Origin of the sequence: Lachnospira multipara ATCC 19207 (assembly GCF_000424105.1) — a bacterium.
Lineage (GTDB): Bacteria > Bacillota > Clostridia > Lachnospirales > Lachnospiraceae > Lachnospira > Lachnospira multipara.
The window spans coordinates 44,470-59,353 of record NZ_AUJG01000002.1; the positions used below are offsets into that span (position 1 = coordinate 44,470).

Sequence of the window (14,884 nt, forward strand, 5' to 3'; positions counted from 1 at the left end):
CAAAGCTTTAAAGAAACATTTAAAAGGAGATAATTTATGAAGAGTTCAGTTATAGGTTTCCCAAGAATTGGAAAGAATAGAGAGTTAAAATTTGCAACAGAAAAATATTTTAGAAAGGAAATTACAAAAGAAGCCTTATTTGACATCGCAAAGGAAATTAGAAAAGAAAATCTTCTTTGTCAAAAAGCGACAGGAATTGATTATATTTCCGTAAATGATTTTTCTTTTTATGATAATTTCCTTGATTTAGCTTTCAGCTTTAATGTAATTCCAAAAAGATTTAAGGAATTGTCTTTGAATAAAATAGACACATATTTTGCTATGGCAAGAGGCTTTGAAGATGAGACTAGAAGTGTTAAGGCACTTGCCATGAAGAAGTGGTTTAACACAAATTACCACTATATCGTGGCTGAAATCGAGGATGATACCTGCATTAGTCTTGATAGTGAAAAGTATCTTGAAGAAATTCGTTTTGCAAATAGTCTTGGAATTACTCCAAAACTAAATATTATTGGTCCTTATACATTTTTTAAGCTAGTTAGATTTACAGGAGAGAAGGGACTTGAGAGCTTTTACGAGCCAGTGCTTAAGGCATATCTTGATTTAATTGAGGAGCTAAAGGGCCAGGACATTAGCTATCTTTCCCTTGAAGAACCAGCCCTTGTAGCTGACCTAACATCAGAAGATAAAGATTTTTTTGAAAATATTTACACTAGGATTTTAGCTAACAAGGATAATTTAAAAGTACTTCTCCAAACATATTTTGGGGATGTGAGGGATATCTATGTGGATTTGTTAAAGTATGATTTTGATGCCTACGGCCTTGATTTTGTGGAGGGAGTTAAGACTTTTAACTATGTTAAAAACTATGGTTTTCCAAAGAATAAGACACTCTTTGCTGGTATTGTAAATGGCAAGAATATCTGGAAGAATAATTACAAAACAAGCCTAGAACTAATCACTAATTTACTAAAAATCACAGAGGCCGAAATTGTAATTAACACAAGCTGTTCAATGCTTCATGTACCTTTGACTCTTGAGGCAGAAGATGATTTATCTTTTGAATATAAGAGACATTTTTCATTTGCTTATGAAAAGTTAAAGGAGTTAGCCGAGCTAAAGAATCTTTTAGAATTAGTGCTTAAAGAGAATACTGTTTTAGATTTAGCATTTACAGATCTAAACTCCGCTTTGAATAAAAAAGACATCTACAGCTACAACCAAAGTCTCTTTAATGGCCGCGTAAACAGCGTAAATCCTAAGGTAAAGGAACGTCTAGCAAATATTAAGGAAGAGGATTTTACTAGACTCCCTGAGTTTAATGACCGTGCTAAGATTCAAAGAGAAGTCCTTAACTTACCGGATTTTCCAACTACAACTATTGGTTCTTTCCCACAGACTAAGGAGGTTAGAGAGAATAGAAAGCTTTACAGACAGGGTCTTATAAACGAAGAGACATACAAGAATTTCATCAAGGAAAAGATTAAGGATTGCATAAAACTTCAGGAAGAATTAGATCTAGACGTACTTGTCCATGGTGAGTTTGAAAGAAACGACATGGTGGAGTATTTTGGTGAGCACCTAGATGGATACATTTTCACAAAAAATGCATGGGTTCAGTCCTATGGTAGCCGCTGCGTGAAGCCACCTATTATCTGGGGTGACGTAAGCAGAAAAGAGGCTATCACTGTGGATTGGTCAAGATACTCAAATTCCCTCACTAATAGAGAGGTAAAGGGCATGCTTACAGGCCCTGTGACTATTCTTAATTGGTCTTTCCCGCGTGAAGATATTAGCAAAGAAGAGATGACAAATCAGATTGCCCTTGCAATTCGAGACGAAGTTTTAGACCTTGAAGCTGCTGGTCTTAAAATTATTCAAATTGATGAGGCTGCTCTCCGTGAGAAGCTCCCTCTTCGTAAGTCTGATTGGTATAGCGAGTATCTTGATTGGGCAGTTAAGAGCTTTAGACTTGTAACAAGTGGAGTTAAGCCTGAAACTCAGATTCATACCCATATGTGCTATAGCGAATTTAATGACATTATCCCTGCTATTGATGCTATGGATGCAGATGTTATCAGCTTTGAGGCTTCACGTTCTGATCTTGTGATTTTAGATGCTCTTCGTAAAAATAATTTTAAAACAGCTGTAGGTCCTGGAGTTTACGACATTCACAGCCCTCGTGTGCCATTTACCGATGAGATCTTTAATGCCTTAAAGAAAATGTTATCTAAGCTTGATGGTAAGAAACTTTGGGTTAATCCTGATTGTGGCCTTAAGACTCGAGGCGAGAAGGAGACAGTTGAGAGTTTAAGAAACTTAGTAGCAGCAGCAAAGTTGTTAAGAGAGACAGAAGGACAGATAGCAGAAGATGGACAGAAATCTAGCAAGGTAAAGTCCGCTTAAGATAAATTTATAATAACTTATAAGCCTTGGCGCCAGATTTATATATGGATAAACACTAACTGGCGCCAGCTTTTTTCCTCCCCCCCTGGTGATACATTTTTACAAAAAATAATTAAATTAATATATACAAATATCAATGGAAATGCTAGTATAAATATAGGTATGCGAATTAAATAAATTTCCTATACATGCATAGAAAATGTATATTTTTGGACTGCTTATAGATTTGAAAAAAATTTACTAGGGGGAGTTTTTATGGACGAGATGGTCAGATATTATTATTTTTTTACAGGAAGAGTACAAAGTGTAGGATTTAGATATAAGGCCAGCTTTTTAGCCCAGGCCTATAAATTAACTGGCTTTGTAAAAAATGAATATGACGGCTCTGTTAGCCTAGAGGTTCAAGGTCCAGAAGAGACAATTGATCAGTTTGTGGAGGAGTTAAGAACCGATAGAGTTATTCGAATTTACTCCATGTCTAAGGAAAGATTGGATTTAGTGGTAGGGGAAAAGGACTTTAAGGTAAAGTTCTAATTTGTTTATTAAGATATATAAATACTCCCCATAAAGGTTAAGTAGTTTGGTTTTTGGTACCTTTATGGGGAGTTTATTTATGCTTTATTAAGCTATATTAAAGAGAAAACAAAATGTGTCAGTTAATATTAACTGAAAAAATTAGATTAAGTACATAATCACTGCGACTATTGTACTTGTTAAACCAACTAAAGCCTCATAAGGAATTAATCTCATTCTAGCCTTAATTGACATTGATACTGAACCACCAGTTGCATGGAAGAATGAACCGTGTGGTAATGAATCAACAACTGTTGCTCCTGCATGTATCATTGCTGCAGCTGCAAGAGCAGGGACACCTTGAGCAATTAATGTAGGTGCAAATGTCTGAGCGGCAATTGTAGCACCTGCTGTTGTTGAAGCAGTAGCAGCAGCCATAAGAACACCAGATAATGGAGCAAGGATAAATGCAGGCATGCTTAATGCTTCAAGAGCATTGATTACATCATACTGAAGTGCTGATGCCTTAATGATACCAGCAATTGTACCTGTACCAATTAAAAGAATTGATACGCCTACAACCTTAGACAAACCGAATTCTGTAATTGAAATAGTGTCCTTAATGTTTCTAGTAACTAAAATACAAACTAAACCACCAATAGGAAGTGCTATTAATGGATCAATTGTAATATTAGCAATTGGTCTTAAAGCAAGTAATATAATAACTACTAAAGGTCCAATAATTGCTGTAAAGAAGTTTGGTAACTTTGTGTCATTTACCTCAATATCACTTGCTTCAACCATAAGACCATTCTTCTTCTTTGAAAGAAGAGTTGCAAGAATAATTGTTACAACAAGTGCGCATAGGGCAGGAATTAAATTTTTTAGCATTAATGATGTTAAGTCAACATTGAATGCTTCGCTTGCTGCGATTGTATTAGGGTTTGGAGATATTATATTACCTGCCTTACCACCACCTATCATGGCAAGAAGAAGGGATTCTTTTGAGATGTTTGCCTTCTTACCAATTGCTAATGCGATAGGAGCAACTGTTATAACTGATATATCAATAAATACACCAACTGCACAAATAATCATAGTAGCAATACTAACGGCTGCAATAGCACGTTTCTGACCTAACTTATCTACGATTGTTTCTGCAATTTTTTGTGCTGAGCCTGTCTTAATTAATGCACCAGCTAAAATACCTGATGTCATAATTCTAAGCACTGATGACATCATACTTGATGCACCATTTACCATTGTACTAACAGTAGTAGTTAAACCACCACCACCGAGTAAACCACCAACTAAAGCACCTAAAATTAGGCTGTATGCTGGATGAACTTTCTTAATAATTAATATGATTGCGATGACGAGACCGATAAGTGCGCCAATTGTGTTAAAATCGTAAGTCATATTAAAACCTCCTAAACAATTATAAATGTAAATGTAGGATGGGGTATTAAACTAGCAAAAAAGTTAAGAACCTTTTAATTACTTAGAAATACTCATACCTGCTTTGATGAATCTAAACATTCTGATTGCGCCCTTATAATAAAGCTCTTCTGCACGAGTGAGAGCTTCTTCAAGTTCCATAGGAGCGTCAACCGTAGTCATAATTGACTCAATTCCGTAGTCAAAAATCTTATCGGCATCTTTACCTAAGCTACCGCTAAGACCGATGGCTGGGATATTCTTTGCTTTAGCACGTTTGCCTACACCCTGCATTACCTTACCAAAGCAGCTTTGCCAGTCTGTACGACCTTCACCTGTAATAACAAGATCTACGCCATCAAGACGGTCATCAAATTTAATCAAATCAAGAACTGTTTCGATTCCTGACTTCATCTCTCCGTTTACAAATACCTTAAGAGCAATACCGAGTCCTCCGGCTGCACCAGCGCCGGCTATGGCGTCAGGATCGACATTATAATTTCTCTTAATGATATCTCGATAGTTTTTCATACCCTCTTCTAGGATAGGGAGTATTTCTTTTGTTGCACCTTTCTGTGGACCAAATGTGTATGTGGCTCCATTCTCTCCACAAAGAGGATTTGTTACATCACACATAACTGTGATCTTAGCGTCCTTAATTCTTGGATCAATCTGAGAGGCATCAATTGTAACGATCTTATCTAAATCACGACCAAAACCTTCAAGTTCGTTACCATCTTTATCTAAGAATTTTACGCCGAGGGCTTTTGCACATCCAATACCACCGTCGTTCGTTGCGCTACCACCGATTGCGATAGAAATGTCTGTAAAGCCACGATCAAGAGCATCCTTGATCATTTCACCAGTACCGTAAGTAGTGGTGTTAAGGGGATTTCTTAAATTTGTTGGAACTAATGGCAAACCAGATGCAGCAGCCATTTCAATAACAGCCTGTGTTTCTGAAAACTTACCATAGTACGCTTTTACCGTGTTCATTAAGGGATCATGAACATCAAGGTAAATCTTTTCTCCGTTCATTGCTTCAATGACAGAGTCAGTTGTACCTTCTCCACCATCTGCTACAGCAACACCAGAGTATTCCACGTTCTCAAATACTTCATTAGCAGCCTGACCAAGTAGCTTGATTGTTTGAGCACTTGATAAAGTACCTTTAAATGAATCAGAAGCAAAAAGTAGTTTCATAAAAAGTTCCTTTCTTTTTAAAAAAGCAAAAGCAAGAAGAGCTTTTGCTTTTTGATATATAGTGAAAAGCTTTGTTGATTGACAAGCTTATAACAATAATATCATTTGAAATATTCTTTTTATATGTTAGATATGACATTTAATTTTTACAGCTCTTATGTTATTATTGTTATATGTAACAAAACTCGTGAGAGGTATTATATGAAAATAGATATTAGAGAGCAGTTAGCAAGCCAGATTGTAGACGCTATTAAATCTATTTGCGAACATGATATTAATTTTATTAAGGTGGATGGCACAATTAGTGCAAGTACCGATCCTTCAAGAATAGGTTCTTACCATGAGGCAGGTAAAAATGCGGCTATAAGCGGTGAAACTATGATTGTACATGAAGATAATAAGTTGCAGGGAATTAAGAAAGGTATTAATATGCCCATTATTCACAACGGGGAAACCATTGCGGTTATTGGTATTACCGGGGAACCTGATGAGGTAACTAAGTATGCATATTTTGCCCAAAGAATCACCTTGCTTTTAGTAAGAGAGCATGAGCTAGAACTAAGTAATCATGATAAGAAGGCCCAGATTAACTATGTGGTTTATTCTCTTATTAATGAAGACAATATCAATAGAAACTTTATGAAGCAGGTCCTATCCCTTGCGGGCATTAATAATTTCGAGGATAATTACGTCACTGTGGTTATTAAGGTAAGCAATAGATATAATCCTGTAAATTTATCTATGATTGAGTCAGACATTTTTGAAACAATTGGACATCTAAATAACAGCATCTACACCTTCAACTATCCTAATGAGTATGTGCTCATTATTAGTGAGAAGGAGCTTGATAAGAAGTCTTTTCTCATTAGTAACTTGGCTAAGCGAAACAGTAAGATCTTAAAGATTGGCGTGGGGGATGCAAGAATTCTTACTCGTCAGTGTGATTCTTATAGACTTGCAAACCTAGCTCTTACCTGCGTTGTAGAAGAGGGTAAGGTGGCACTTTTCTCAGATTTGGATGTAGAAATTTTGCTATCAAGTGCTACAGATGATGCTAAGAAGACATTTTTACAAAAGACAATGTGTAATTTATCAAAGGAAGATATCGAGATTTTAAAGGCTTATTTTGATGAAAATATGTCTCTTAAATCTACTTGTGACAAGCTTTTTATGCATAAGAATACCTTGCAATATAAGCTTAATAGAATAGCTAGTCAAACAGGCTACAATCCTAGAAGCTTTAAGGAAGCCTGCGTGCTACATATGGCTTTAAAAATTTTAGACATAGGAAAGGAATAAAGGGGATAATATGTACTATTACGGAATTGACATTGGTGGAACAACTATTAAATGTGGGCTTATTAAGTCTGGCGGACAAATTATAACTAAAGATGAAATTAAGACTCGCAAAGAAGAGAATGGCAAATATATCTTAGAGGATATTGCAAAATATATTAGAAAGAACAACAAAAACCTTGGAATTAAGGATGAGGAGATTGAGGCTATTGGCCTTGGCGTTCCTGGTTCTGTCCTTGATAACGGCGTGGTTAATAAGTGTATCAACTTAGGTTGGGGTGTCTTTAATGTTGTAAATGAATTTGAAAATTTACTTCACATTAAAACCCGTGTTGGAAATGATGCCAACATGGCGGCCCTAGGTGAATACTGGCTTGGTAGCGCTAAGGAATTTTCAAGTATGGTCTTTATAACAGTTGGTACTGGCGTTGGCGGCGGCATAATTATAGATGGCAAGCCTGTTAACGGCTTTAATGGTGCTGCCTGTGAGATTGGACATTTGCCAATAGTTACAGAAGACATGGGGGAGTGTAATTGTGGTAAGAAGGACTGCCTTGAAATTGTGGCTTCTGCTACAGGAATTGTAAGGGTTGCTAAGAAAATGTTAGCAGAAAAGGGAAATAACTCTACCCTTAAAAGAATTGAGAATTTAACAGCTAAGGATGTATTTGATGAGGCTAAAAAGGGCGACCTTTTAAGTATAATGATAGTTGATTATGTTACAGATTATCTTGGAAGGGGTCTTGCAATTGCCGCTGGCATGATTGATCCTGAGGTATTTGTAATCGGTGGTGGTGTTTCAAAAGCCGGCGATTACTTCATTGATAAGATAAGAGAAAGCTACAAGAAGTACGTTTTTCATCCATCAAAGTACACTAATATTATGCAGGCAAAGCTCCTTAATGATGCAGGCATGTATGGCTGTGCTTATCTTGCAGGCTGTAGATAAACAGCTGTTTTACAACTATAATGATAAAATTTATCGAAAAAATATAAAATAATAGTTGCACAATTAGATTGTGTCATATTAAAATGATATGAAAGATAGTAATTATAATGCTTTTTAAGATTTTTTTAAGGAGAAAGGAAGTTATATAGATGGATAGTCAGTCTAAAAAGAGAGTAGATGTTGTAAAGCTAGCAGGTATTGGTATGCTTTCAGGTATTGCATTTATTCTTATGTTTTTTGAATTCCCAATACCAGTTTTAATCCCAAGCTTTATTAAGCTTGATTTATCAGATTTACCAGCCCTTATTGGTGCATTTGCCTATGGCCCGATTGCTGGTATTTTAATTGAACTTATTAAGAACCTTTTACACCTTCTTGATTCCTCATCAGGTTTTGTTGGAGAATTATCTAACTTCTTACTTGGTGCTTGTTTTGTAGGTGTAGCAGGATGCGTATATAAGCTTAAGAAATCAAAGTCAGCAGCAATTATTGGTGCTACAGTTGGCGCTTGTGCAATGGCAGTATTTAGCCTTGTAACAAATTATTTTATTGTGTACCCATTCTACACAAACTTTATGCCTATGGATGCAATTATTGCAGCTTATAAGGCAATCATTCCTTCAGTGGATAATTTATTTGAGTGCTTGCTTATATTTAACGTGCCATTTACCTTTGTTAAGGGCATGATTTCAGTGGTAATTACTGTGCTTATTTATAAACCAATCTCACCACTTCTCCACGGAAGAATTAAGAAGAATTAGTTTTAGTTTAATGTTTAGTGCTCCCTTTGAAATTTATTTTTAAATAATAAGATAAAAGTATAAAGTTATAAGTAAATATTCCGATATAGAAAATAGAAGATAGTTAGTTTACCGCTTTTTCTTTTTCCAAGGAGGGATATTTATGATAAACGGAGTTATCGATTTATTAGCGGTTGAAGCAGTTACAACAATTCAGATTACACCAAAGATGAAGGATAAAAGCGAAGAGGAGCGCAAGAAAGAATATGTTGCTAAGAAACATCAAAGGAAGGATGTGAAGGAAGAGGACACACCCGAGTCAATTAATCTTTCTTCATCTACAACATATAGTTCAGATTGCAAACTCAAAACTTTTGTCCTAAGTAATACAGATTTTAGCTTGTAACTAAAAGAGTCCCATCCATTGGATTTAGTCCTTTGGGTGGGGCTTTTTTGCATGAAAATGTAGTGACTACGAAGGTTTAGCTATGATATACTGATACTGAAAATTTCTACTAGTTAGATTGAACGCAGTGTAAGCAATCCACCGCTTCAAAAGCGTAAGCTTTAAGCGGGGGTATAAAGCTTACTAGTGTCAGAAGGGGTTAAAGCCCCTTCTGACAGGTGGCACAAAGTGCCACTGCGTTCATGAGGAAGTAGCGAAGCGGATTCCGAATGTCCGCTTTACATTAAGGAGGCGAATATTATGTCAGTTCAGGATTATCAGACAGCACTTAAATCAGGAAAAAGAGCCTATAATGCATGTATGAACAGAGGTAAATCACCTTATTTACCAGTTCTTGAAGACTTCTTAGATGAAAGTACTATTGAGAGAGAAGTTAATTTAGGGGAGGATCAAATCCCTCTAAGTCTCGTAGTTGGTACATGTACTAAGGGTAGAACCAATGCTTTTGCTGACAATTTCATGCCTTTACTTGATTGGGGAACAGAATTTGCAGCTAAGTGGGCATCTCTTTCAGACAGCCAGGTAAATGAGGGCATTAGAGAGCCTATTAAAGTTTACGAATACATGAATAAATTTTATGTCTTAGAGGGCAATAAAAGAGTTTCGGTTTTAAAGTATTTTGGAGCAGTAACTATTAACGCTAAGGTTACAAGAAAGATTCCAAAGTATGACCCTAACAATGTAAATGTGCGTATTTACTACGAATTTATGGATTTTTATAAGGCCACTAAGATTAATGATATTTACTTTAGTAAGGAAGGAAGTTTTACTTCCCTTATGAGCCTTGCAGGAATTAAGAAGGGCGACTTTGCAAATGATGAGGACAAGCGTGATATGTGCTCTGCCTATCTTAATTTTAAGAATGCCTATTTAGAAAGAGGCGGGGAGAAGTTTGACTTTCCTATTGGAGATTCATTTTTACGATTCGTACATATTCACGGCTATAAGAACGTAGTGAATATGCTACCTATGGAAATGTCGCGAAATGTGGCAAAGACTTGGGCAGAGTTTGAACTTCTTGATGATAACAGCGAAGTGGATTTTAAGCTTGACCCAACAGATACACATAAAAAGAACATTTTAAGCTATTTACTACCATTTCCAAGTCAGCAGACTAAGAAGTTAAAGATTGGCTTTATTTATGAGAATAGCCCTGAAAAGTCAGACTGGGTTTACTCTCATGAGCTTGGTAGACAGTATATTGAAGAGGTCTTTGGAGACCAGATAGAGACAGTGGTTGCCAAAAACGTCATTCCGGAAATCGATGATGAGAAGGAGATGAAAAAGCTTATTAAAAATGGCGTCAATATCATCTTTGTTACATCACCATCCATGACTATGGCTTCCCTAAAGGTGGCTATTGCAAACCCTAAGGTTAAGATCCTTAACTGTTCCTTAAAGATACCACACAAATACATTAGAACTTATTATGCAAGAATGTATGAGGCTAAGTTCTTAAGTGGTATTATTGCTGGTTCTATGGCAGCTAGTGGTCGAATTGGCTATGTGGCTAATTGCCCAATTTTTGGTGTGACAGCTAATATCAATGCCTTCGCTCTTGGCGCTAAGATGGTTAATCCAAGAGTTAAGGTTTATGTGGAATGGAGCGGAATTAAGGACAATGATGTAGAGGCAAATTTTGCCGCTAACGGAGTTCACTGCATTTCTGACCAGGATATGATTACCCCTATGAAGGGTAAGAGAAACTTCGGTCTTTACTGCAATGGTGATACAGAAGGCTATAATACTCACTTTGCCATGACTGTATGGCATTGGGGTGTGTTTTATGAAAAATTGATTCAAAGCATTTTAAGTGGCTCTTGGGATAGAGAGGCGGAAGAGGATGGTAGTGTTAAGGCGCTTAACTATCTTTGGGGTCTTTCTGCTGGAGTTATAGAAATTATTGAGTCTAACTCAATTCCTGCTACAACTAAGAGACTTGTAAACTTAATTATGCAGGAAATAATAGAGGGTAAATTTAACATTTTCGAAGGTGAATTAATTGATCAGGAGGGGAATATGCGTAATAAGGAGGGTCAGGTTTTAAATCCTGAGCAGATTATTACAATGGATTATTTACTTGATAATGTTGTTGCTAGTTTTCCGGATTTAGATTCCCTTAATGATAGCGCTAAGCGTATGGTGGCAAGTCAGGGTATCTTTAAGCTTGATAAGACTACAGAGGCTAAATTATCCGCTAAGCTTAAAGAGAAGTTTTTAAAGAAAAAAGGAGAGTAAATGAAGATACTTGTACTTGCTGATGTAGAGTCAGAATATTTATGGGATTATTTTAAAAAAGAAAAATTAGAGGGTATTGACTTAATACTATCTGCAGGAGACCTTGATCCAAAGTATCTATCTTTTCTTGCAACCTTTGCTAAGGTGCCAATCCTTTATGTTAGGGGTAATCATGATGATTGCTATAAGGATACGCCGCCAGATGGCTGTATTTGCATAGAGAATAAGGTCTATGTCTATAAGGGCATTAGAATTCTTGGCCTTGGTGGCTCTATTAGATACAAAAAGGGCGATAATCAATACACTCAGATGCAGATGAAGAGCAGGGTTAATAAGGTTTGGCTCTCTATTAAGAAAAACAAGGGCATTGATATCTTACTTACTCATTCGCCAGCTAAAGGCATTAATGATGGGCCAGACCATGTCCATGTGGGCTTTGAGGTCTTTAATGACATTATTGCCAAATACAAGCCTAAGTTCTTTGTTCACGGCCATGTGCACAAAAACTATATGCTAAATTTTAAGCCAGAGATGCAGCTTAATCAGGATACCACTGTGATTAATGGCTATGAGAGATATATTTTTGAATATCCAGATAAGGATTCTTTAGAAAATGTAGAAGCTAGTAAAGATACAGCAGCCAGTAAAGAGGCAGCAGCGGATGAGCTAAAGAAGTCTAAAAGTTCTAAAGATTGTTAAAAAATATACATCTTGCATAAAAGATAATTGTATTGTATAATGATTTTGTTGGAAATTACCAAAACAATGTTTTGGGAATGTTTTTAGATAGGAATAGGGGATCTTATCTAAGAATGAATAATTTAGGATATACTTGGGTGAGATAATGTATTGGGGGATATGGCAGGAAAAACCATGGCAATGCTAAGATTTTGCACAAGATATTCATAAAGGTTTTAACGGGGACAGGAAAGAATCCTAATGAAACCTGAGAACTTGGTGGGCAGGAAAAACCCACCAAGTTTTTTTATTGCCTTTTTTATTTTATTTTTTCTCACATAAACTTGCGTATTTACTGACATCTTTTCTAAGGAAATACATTTTCTATGAAGATAGATATTATATCTAGTGTAAATTGCATAAATAAGACTTTAGAATTAGATATATTTTATAAAATAGTACCAAATTAAAGTATCTAGTACTAAAAAACTAGTAAGGTACGATTTATTTTAAAAATCTTAATTGTTACAATGACCATGTTGTTGTTTATATTGAATTCGAAGTGCATTTTTTGAACGCTTTATATTAAAAGTTATTTCAAAAAACGCATGGGAGGCAAAAAATGAATTTAGCTAAGAATTCAATTGGCACAAAGTGCCAAGTTTTATTACTTACACTAGCTATGCTTGTTAGTGTACTTATTCCAACTTCGCTACTTACTGCAAAGGCAGCTACAGGTAGCATAAGTTTACTTTCTAGCCAGGGAGATTTTGAAGTGGCATATGCTACATTTTCTCCAGTTAATGGCGCTAGTAGCTATAAGGCCTATGTTAAGAAGGCAAGCCAGGCAGACAGTGCCTATGTTCAGCTTGATGACGAATTAATTAGACATTATAGCAATTACATTAGAGTGGATGCTCTTGGTCTTGAAGCAGGTGATTATGTTTTAAAGATCGATGCAGTTGTTGGTAAGACAACTAAGAGCGTTACTACAGGAACTATCAGCGTAATGGCACATGACCGTTCAGGTTTCGCCTTCGTTGATGGAGATGCAAGTGGTGCTTATAACTCTAATGGTACTTTAAAATCTGATGCAGTAGTTCTTTATATTACAGAAGAGACTAAGAATACTGTATCACTTGACGTAGTTACAAGTTCAAAGGGTGCAACTACAAAAGCTACAGGTCTTCAAAACATCTTAGATGCTTACAAGAAGGGTTACGACTCACGTCCGCTTGATATTCGTTTAATTGGCCAAATCACTGATTTTGATGTGATGATGGACGGTGACATTTTAATCAAGGGCAGCAGCTCTTCAAAGAGACTAGCTTGTGGTGTTACATTTGAAGGTGTAGGCGAGGATGCAACTTGCGATGGTTGGGGTCTTCGTATTGCAAATGCATCAAATGTGGAAGTTAGAAACTTAGGTTTCATGAATTGTAATTCAGGTGAAGGCGATGATGTTGGATTACAGCAAAATGATGACCATGTTTGGGTTCACAACTGTGATTTCTTCTACGGAGATGCAGGCTCTGATGCAGATCAGGTAAAGGGCGATGGCGCTCTTGATACTAAGACATCAAGCTATATTACACATTCTTACAACCATTTCTATGACAATGGAAAATGTAATCTTCAGGGTATGAAGTCAGAATCTACTGAAAATTACATCACATACCACCACAACTGGTATGACCATTCAGATAGTAGACATCCAAGAATTCGTACTTGTACAGTTCACATCTACAACAATTACTATGATGGTAATGCAAAGTATGGTGTAGGTGCTACAATGGGTTGCTCAGTATTTGTAGAGAACAACTACTTTAGAAATTGTAAGTATCCAATGCTAAGCTCAATGCAGGGATCTGATATTGCTAATGGTACAGCTAATGCCACATTCTCAGGTGAAAACGGCGGTATTATTAAGTCTTACGGCAACACAATTGTAGGCGGTAAGGGCGTCATTACATATCAGCAAAATAGCCAGAGCTTTGACGTATATGAAGCAGCTTCTAGAAACGAGCAGATTTCATCATCAGTTAAAACAAAGCAGGGCTCTACAACATACAATAATTTTGATACAAACTCTTCACTTATGTATTCTTATACAGTTCAATCAGCAGAAGCAGCAAAAAATTCTGTAGTTGCTTATGCAGGTAGAATTAATGGTGGTGATTTTAAGTGGACATTTACATCTGCAGATGATGAGGCTTATGTTGTAAATGAACAATTAAAGGCAGCACTATCATCATATAAGACATCACTAGTTTCAGTGGGGGGTAACGCATCAGGCGTTAGTTATGAGGAAACTAGCGAAGAGACAACAAATGCAACTGAGAATACAACACAAACAACAACCGAAACTACTACAGAAACACAGACAGAGGCTACAACAAGCCAGCCAGAAACAACTGCTCCTAGCTCTACAGCAAGCAAGCTAGTTCTTTCTGCTAACGATTTAGCAACTGGTACTTATAAAAATGCTACAACAGTTGATGGCTTCAAGCTTTTAGCTAATAGCTCTAATAGTGTAGTAGTAGAAAGTGATACACAAAACTTTAAGGATATTGATTTTACAAGAAAAATTAAATTATCAGGCGTTGGAAATAATGCTTATAGAAGCATTGCATTTAACGCTGCAGGAGAGACTAAGGTAAAGATTTATGCTATTTCTGATGGTTCAAAGAAGCAGACACTTGCACTTCTTGATGCCAATGGAAATACAGTGGCAACAAAGAATGTATCTTACGAGAAGTTAGTTTCTATGACTTTAACAGTTCCATCTGATGGAGTTTATTATTTAGCTTCAACAACAGGTGCTATTAATATTTATTACGTAGAACTATCTAGTGGTTATGCATATTAATTTGCTTACAAGATTTTACTTCTCCTAATAAATGGGAGCGAAAGGGTAACCTTTCGCTCCTTTTTTTGAACGCAGTGTAAGCAATCCCC

At 36.3% G+C, this 14,884-nt stretch carries 11 protein-coding genes; 9 read left to right on the forward strand and 2 right to left on the reverse strand.

The annotated features are described in order from the left end of the window. Nucleotides 1-36 precede the first annotated feature (36 nt). On the forward strand, nt 37-2,406 hold the full coding sequence (gene metE, locus G600_RS13580; RefSeq protein ID WP_051195333.1) for a 5-methyltetrahydropteroyltriglutamate--homocysteine S-methyltransferase: 2,370 nt from the start codon (nt 37-39) through the stop codon (nt 2,404-2,406). Between the two features lie 255 nt (nt 2,407-2,661). Further along, nucleotides 2,662-2,940: an acylphosphatase gene (locus G600_RS0102705; protein ID WP_027430554.1), complete on the forward strand. Its 279-nt coding sequence runs from the start codon at nt 2,662-2,664 to the stop codon at nt 2,938-2,940. 141 nt (nt 2,941-3,081) lie between these two features. Here the strand turns inward: G600_RS0102705 and G600_RS0102710 are convergent, their stop codons facing one another. Next, the gene (locus tag G600_RS0102710) at nt 3,082-4,338 is read right to left on the reverse strand and encodes a GntP family permease (protein WP_027430555.1); all 1,257 of its coding nucleotides are present in this window, start codon (nt 4,336-4,338) and stop codon (nt 3,082-3,084) included. Between the two features lie 78 nt (nt 4,339-4,416). After that, nucleotides 4,417-5,559: a glycerate kinase family protein gene (locus G600_RS0102715; RefSeq protein ID WP_027430556.1), complete on the reverse strand. Its 1,143-nt coding sequence runs from the start codon at nt 5,557-5,559 to the stop codon at nt 4,417-4,419. 201 nt (nt 5,560-5,760) lie between these two features. Here G600_RS0102715 and G600_RS0102720 point away from each other — a divergent pair, with 201 nt between their 5' ends. The 7 genes from G600_RS0102720 (at nt 5,761) to G600_RS13595 (ending at nt 14,795) form a co-directional block, all read left to right on the forward strand. Then, a complete protein-coding gene (locus tag G600_RS0102720) occupies nt 5,761-6,858 on the forward strand; it encodes a CdaR family transcriptional regulator (protein WP_027430557.1) in 1,098 nt (365 codons plus the stop codon). 10 nt (nt 6,859-6,868) lie between these two features. Continuing rightward, a complete protein-coding gene (locus G600_RS0102725) occupies nt 6,869-7,804 on the forward strand; it encodes an ROK family protein (RefSeq protein WP_027430558.1) in 936 nt (311 codons plus the stop codon). A 149-nt stretch (nt 7,805-7,953) separates the two neighbouring features. Then, on the forward strand, nt 7,954-8,565 hold the full coding sequence (locus G600_RS0102730; protein WP_027430559.1) for an ECF transporter S component: 612 nt from the start codon (nt 7,954-7,956) through the stop codon (nt 8,563-8,565). Between the two features lie 142 nt (nt 8,566-8,707). After that, the gene (locus tag G600_RS0102735; RefSeq protein WP_027430560.1) at nt 8,708-8,950 is read left to right on the forward strand and encodes a hypothetical protein; all 243 of its coding nucleotides are present in this window, start codon (nt 8,708-8,710) and stop codon (nt 8,948-8,950) included. A gap of 300 nt (nt 8,951-9,250) precedes the next feature. Continuing rightward, nucleotides 9,251-11,248: a BMP family ABC transporter substrate-binding protein gene (locus tag G600_RS13585; protein WP_034245347.1), complete on the forward strand. Its 1,998-nt coding sequence runs from the start codon at nt 9,251-9,253 to the stop codon at nt 11,246-11,248. Then, on the forward strand, nt 11,249-11,947 hold the full coding sequence (locus G600_RS13590; RefSeq protein ID WP_081669391.1) for a metallophosphoesterase family protein: 699 nt from the start codon (nt 11,249-11,251) through the stop codon (nt 11,945-11,947). A 601-nt stretch (nt 11,948-12,548) separates the two neighbouring features. Further along, on the forward strand, nt 12,549-14,795 hold the full coding sequence (locus G600_RS13595) for a pectate lyase family protein (RefSeq protein WP_051195334.1): 2,247 nt from the start codon (nt 12,549-12,551) through the stop codon (nt 14,793-14,795). Nucleotides 14,796-14,884: the final 89 nt, after the last annotated feature.

Bases quoted from the DNA above. Each gene is read 5' to 3' on its own strand.
- metE (WP_051195333.1), top strand. From the start codon at position 37: ATGAAGAGTTCAGTTATAGGTTTCCCAAGAATTGGAAAGAATAGAGAG.
- G600_RS0102705 (WP_027430554.1), top strand. From the start codon at position 2,662: ATGGACGAGATGGTCAGATATTATTATTTTTTTACAGGAAGAGTACAA.
- G600_RS0102710 (WP_027430555.1), bottom strand. From the start codon at position 4,338: ATGACTTACGATTTTAACACAATTGGCGCACTTATCGGTCTCGTCATC.
- G600_RS0102715 (WP_027430556.1), bottom strand. From the start codon at position 5,559: ATGAAACTACTTTTTGCTTCTGATTCATTTAAAGGTACTTTATCAAGT.
- G600_RS0102720 (WP_027430557.1), top strand. From the start codon at position 5,761: ATGAAAATAGATATTAGAGAGCAGTTAGCAAGCCAGATTGTAGACGCT.
- G600_RS0102725 (WP_027430558.1), top strand. From the start codon at position 6,869: ATGTACTATTACGGAATTGACATTGGTGGAACAACTATTAAATGTGGG.
- G600_RS0102730 (WP_027430559.1), top strand. From the start codon at position 7,954: ATGGATAGTCAGTCTAAAAAGAGAGTAGATGTTGTAAAGCTAGCAGGT.
- G600_RS0102735 (WP_027430560.1), top strand. From the start codon at position 8,708: ATGATAAACGGAGTTATCGATTTATTAGCGGTTGAAGCAGTTACAACA.
- G600_RS13585 (WP_034245347.1), top strand. From the start codon at position 9,251: ATGTCAGTTCAGGATTATCAGACAGCACTTAAATCAGGAAAAAGAGCC.
- G600_RS13590 (WP_081669391.1), top strand. From the start codon at position 11,249: ATGAAGATACTTGTACTTGCTGATGTAGAGTCAGAATATTTATGGGAT.
- G600_RS13595 (WP_051195334.1), top strand. From the start codon at position 12,549: ATGAATTTAGCTAAGAATTCAATTGGCACAAAGTGCCAAGTTTTATTA.